This is a genomic window from Flavicella sp. (assembly GCF_037132785.1).
Lineage (GTDB): Bacteria > Bacteroidota > Bacteroidia > Flavobacteriales > Flavobacteriaceae > Flavicella.
On sequence record NZ_JBAHZZ010000108.1, the window covers coordinates 1 to 5006 of the forward strand.

Sequence of the window (5006 nt, forward strand, 5' to 3'; positions counted from 1 at the left end):
TTTTGGCTAAATAAGCCTTACAAGCTTCATCATTTGGCAGTTCTTTTATAAAACTCAGTATATTTTGACCTTGAAAAACATCCATATCTGTTATATTTAATGACACTAAGATACAGAAACTAAATGACTAACTCAGTAAAATTTCATATAAAGTGGCTAAGTGTTTTTCTAAGGATTTAAATTCAAAAAGCATTGCTTAGATAACAATGCTTTTTGAATTTAAAGAGATGTATGTATGCTTATATTATTTCTACAAACAATCCTTCTTCTGTTTTGTTTACAGAAGCCAAGTTGTTTTTGGTCAATCCTTTTATTGTTTTGTCCCATTTTTTATTAGATAAACCAGATTGTGTTTTTAAATCTAATAAGGTGATTTTCTCTGCTTTTTTAATCAATGCTAATACTTCTTTTTCTTCATCAGTAAGGGTAATTGTCTGTGTCTCTCGTACCTCTGGTCTCATTTGAGGAAAAAACAGCACTTCTTGAATAGATTGGTTATTTGTTAGATACATAATCAAACGATCCATTCCAATTCCTAATCCAGAAGTAGGAGGCATTCCATATTCTAATGCACGTAAGAAGTCTTCATCAATGAAATTTGACGCTTCATCATCACCTCTTTCAGCTAGTTTTAATTGAGCTTCAAAACGTTCTCTTTGATCTATCGGATCATTCAGTTCTGAATATGCATTAGCAACTTCTTTACCACAAATCATCAATTCAAATCTTTCTGTAAGTTCTGGGTTGTCTCTATGTTCTTTACATAGCGGAGACATTTCTTTTGGGTAATCTGTAATAAATGTTGGCTGAATGTAATTTCCCTCACATTTTTCTCCAAACATCTCATCGATTAATTTTCCTTTACCCATGGTATTGTCAACTTCAATACCCATTTCTATTGCTGCAGTGCGTAACTCATTTTCGTTTTTGCCAATGATATCGAATCCAGTAAAGTGTTTGATAGAATCTGCCATGGTAACTCTTGGGTAAGGAGCTTTAAAGTTCACTTGATGCTCTCCGAAAACAATATCTGTTGTTCCGTTAACTTCGATGGCACAGTATTCTAATAATTTTTCCGTGAAATTCATCATCCAGTTATAATCTTTATAAGCTACATAAATTTCTAAGGCTGTAAATTCTGGATTATGAGTTCTGTCCATTCCTTCATTTCTGAAATTTTTCGAGAATTCATAAACACCATCAAAACCACCAACGATTAATCTTTTTAGGTATAATTCATTTGCGATACGCATGTATAATGGAATGTCTAATGAATTGTGGTGAGTAGTAAAAGGTCTTGCGGAGGCTCCACCAGCTATAGGTTGTAAAATCGGAGTTTCTACTTCAAAGTATCCTTTGTCATTAAAGAAAGTACGCATAGCGTTGAACAGTTTTGTTCTTTTTATAAACACTTCTTTTACCTGTGGGTTTACTACTAAATCTGCGTAACGTTGACGGTAACGTAATTCAGGATCGTTAAATTCGTCATATACATTTCCTTCACTATCTGTTTTCGGTAATGGCAATGGTTTTAAAGCTTTGCTCAATAGTTGGAAATTGGCAACCCTAACAGAGATTTCTCCAACTTTAGTTTTGAATAATTCCCCTTCAACTCCAATAAAATCACCTAAATCTAATAATTTCTTAAAAACATCATTGTATAATGTTTTATCATCTCCAGGGCAAATTTCATCTCTATTCAGATAGATTTGAATTCTTCCATCTGTATCTTGTACTTCAGCAAAAGATGCTTTTCCTTGATTTTTTTTTCGCATTAATCGTCCAGCAATTACAACTTTCTTTCCTTCTATATAGTTTTCCTTAATCTGTTTAGAATAACTATCTACAGGAAATAAATCTGCAGGATATGGGTTAATTCCTAAAGCTCTTAATTTGTCAAGTTTTTCTCTTCTTACAATTTCTTGTTCTGATAATTGCATGGTACGATGTGTTTATATGGTGAATTTAATAGCTTGCAAAGATACCGAATACAAAGGGAATTATAAATAATAAATTTAAACTTTGTTCTTTAAATGCAATGTTTTAATATAATGTATAACAAGGTTTTAATATTTGTTGTTTGGCATCTGAAATTTGTTATATTTGTAGAGTGTTGTTTTGATGCTTTTAGAAAAAAGTATCGTGGTTTTTGTTGAAACCAGAGGAAAGCTTCCCTCGTACAGGGTTGCTTTTTTTCGCCTATAAATTAGTCATTAGAAAGAAAAAAGAGAAGACTTATAGATCCAAAATGTTTTTATAAAATAATAAAAGAAAAAACCTCCAACGACCAATTTTAGACCTGTTGAGAATATAAAACATATAAATGACCCTGTTGCAGCTTTTAGTGCTTTTTTTGTGTTTCTTGGGTTTTCAATCAATTCACCTATAAGTGCACCTATAAATGGACCTATAATAATTCCGATTGGACCAAAAAATAATCCTACCATTAATCCTAGTATAGACCCCCAAATACCTTTTTTAGTGCCTCCAAATTTTTTGGTTCCAATAATAGGAATAATATAATCAAGTAGGGTAACTAATAATGCGATTCCTAATGTGATCCATAAAAATTTGGGGTCATTCGGTACTGCATTGGTTGCATACAAACATAAAAGACCAATCCAACTTATTGGTGGTCCTGGTAGAACTGGGAGAATTGCACCGATGATTCCTAATAATATAAAAAATAAACCGAGTATTGTCAATAGTATATCCATAGGATTACAATTTATAAAAATATAATAGATCAGGTAATGAGATTAATATATTCTGTTGTTTTGTGTGTGTATAAAGTTTGTGGATTCATTATTGTAATCGGATAAATGTTGTATTTTCACTTATCAATTTAAAATGATGATTTTAAGAGTTTTTTTTTCGTTATTAATAGTTCTGACATTAGTTTCTTGCGATTTTTCTGCTAAGCGAATTGGTTTTAGTTTTATGAAAACTGAAATTGATACACTTATTAATTATACTAAAGTGGATGAGTTACCAGTATTTCCTGAATGTAAGAATTTGATAGATACTGATAAAAAAAACAGATGTTTTATTAATCATCTGTACAATCACTTTGCCGATTCTTTGTTGAAACATACGTTTGGAGTTTCTGGATACGTCGATGAAACAGTAATTGTAAGGATTAAAATTGATGCTAGAGGTAATGCAAGTTTGGATGGAATTCAATCCTCGGATTTGATAAAAAGGGATATACCGAAGCTAGATTCGATTATTAACGAGAGTATAGCAACGTTACCAATTTTTTTCCCTGCTATCAAAACAGCCATTCCTGTAAGTACAGTTTTTGAATTGCCAATTGTTGTAAAATTAAAATAGAGACGTTATACGAATACCATTTTAATATTTAAATGACGTATTAAATTCGTTTCTTTTTCATTCTTATTTCATAAAAAATACAATCCTATCGGATATGCTTCAGTTTTTATTGCTTATTTGAATAAAAAACATTCCACATTATTATTATTATTACGTCTTTTAAAAATGAAATGGTATAATATACCTTTCTTATTGAACAATTTCAATATTTTTTGATGAGATTTTCGTGTCCATTTAAGCGGAACAATTACAAATCTGAAAATAAATTTCTTTTTCGGTGACCTTTCCTAAGTCTGTTCCTTTTGGGAAAAATCGCCTAATACCACCAGTTGAGTTACTCACCTTACGCACTCAAATCCCCAAACGAGTGATTATGCAGCTTTCGTTGTTCATGACTTTTTGAGCTCGTTATAAGCTTCTTTTTGTGCTGCTAAATAGATTTGTGTTTTCATAGCAAAGTGATTTTTTCCTGTCCTTTGTTTAAGTCATTCCTGTTTTATATATGCGACAAAGGATAAGACAAATTGATTTGTTTGAGTAGCTCTTTTTTTAGTTGAAGATTTAGCAATTCCTGTATTGCTTATAATCGATTTATGGTATTGCTCTAGTGCCCTCCGTTTTTTTGTAGATTGTAGTTATTAGGTCATACGATAAACTTAAATCACTACAGGCCAAGTACAACTCGCCGACTGTATCATTTTCGTTTTTGAAAACATGCTTTGTAAGCAGCAGCGGAAAATCTAATTTTTTAAACCAAACCTCCACGGTCTGTTGCCCTAGCTGTAATGTTTTAATATTTAGGTAGGTTCCATTTTGCTTGTATTCTAATGATAAGGCTACTTTTCGATTATTTTTTAAGGTGTCTTTACAACAAATCATATTTTCTACTGAAGAAAACCAACTATCGGCCAAAACATAATCAAAGTGTATTTTACCACTACATTCCTGTAACATTTCTCTAAAAAGTTCATTTTTAGTTTTACTGCTTTTTTGCGTTTTCTTTCCTGTTACAGTATCAGTTACCAAAACATCTTTCTTTATAAACTCTAGCCCACAAGGAATACGCATGCCTTGGACTTCTATTAAAGCAGTCAGGAAGTTAACTCCTTTTACATACCTATCAAAGACATAGTCAAAATGCCAAGTATTAAGTTCACTTTCATCTGTATATTGTTTCTCTTGTATGGAATAATCAAAGCTTAAAATAACCGTTTCTTTTGATTGCGATATCTGTAACGGTGGTTTCAAAATTATTTATAAATTTAACGGCACCTTTGACCTTGTATTTAACTTTTTTTGATAAAGAAATTTTTTTCCTGCCTAACAAAGAACATATACCATTAATAACATAATTTATAAAAATCAAAAAATCATAACCTACAGCACCCAATTTCGACAACCACTTAGAGTGCTTCATGGTAATATCAAAGACATCTCCATGAAAAAACCAGGCCTTCTTTCCATCTAACTTAAGAACCAATTTATTTTCTATCGATAATTTACCCATTTTAAAACCGACAAACTTTCGCAGCATTTCGTCATGGTTACCAGTAATATAAATCACTTCAACCCCATCAGAAACCCAACCAAAAATATGTTTGATAATTTTCATATGAGATTTTGGCCAATATCTTTTCTTAAATTGCCAAATATCAATAATATCTCCATTCAGA

5 protein-coding genes and 1 pseudogene are annotated in these 5006 nt (G+C 31.3%); 1 reads left to right on the plus strand and 5 read right to left on the minus strand.

The annotated features are described in order from the left end of the window. The 3 genes and pseudogenes from V5787_RS07330 to V5787_RS07340 all read right to left on the minus strand — a co-directional run. Positions 1–85 (minus strand): annotated as a pseudogene (locus tag V5787_RS07330) (IS1595 family transposase); the annotation flags it as partial. Between the two features lie 154 nt (positions 86–239). Then, complete coding sequence (gene lysS / locus V5787_RS07335) at positions 240–1940, minus strand: lysine--tRNA ligase (protein WP_336892604.1); 1701 nt, start codon at positions 1938–1940, stop codon at positions 240–242. Between the two features lie 273 nt (positions 1941–2213). After that, complete coding sequence (locus V5787_RS07340) at positions 2214–2717, minus strand: DUF456 domain-containing protein (protein ID WP_336892605.1); 504 nt, start codon at positions 2715–2717, stop codon at positions 2214–2216. Between the two features lie 133 nt (positions 2718–2850). On the opposite strand from V5787_RS07340, the gene V5787_RS07345 reads away from it, so the two are divergent. Next, positions 2851–3333, plus strand: a complete 483-nt coding sequence (locus V5787_RS07345) for a hypothetical protein (protein WP_336892606.1) — start codon at positions 2851–2853, stop codon at positions 3331–3333. A 591-nt stretch (positions 3334–3924) separates the two neighbouring features. Here V5787_RS07345 and V5787_RS07350 read toward each other — a convergent pair. Both V5787_RS07350 and V5787_RS07355 read right to left on the minus strand, forming a co-directional pair. Next, positions 3925–4581, minus strand: coding sequence for a hypothetical protein (locus tag V5787_RS07350; RefSeq protein ID WP_336892607.1), 657 nt, complete (start codon positions 4579–4581; stop codon positions 3925–3927). Beyond that, positions 4526–5006 (minus strand): UDP-2,3-diacylglucosamine diphosphatase (locus V5787_RS07355; protein WP_336892608.1); only part of this gene is annotated, 481 nt, incomplete at its 5' end. The genes V5787_RS07350 and V5787_RS07355, both read right to left, overlap by 56 nt.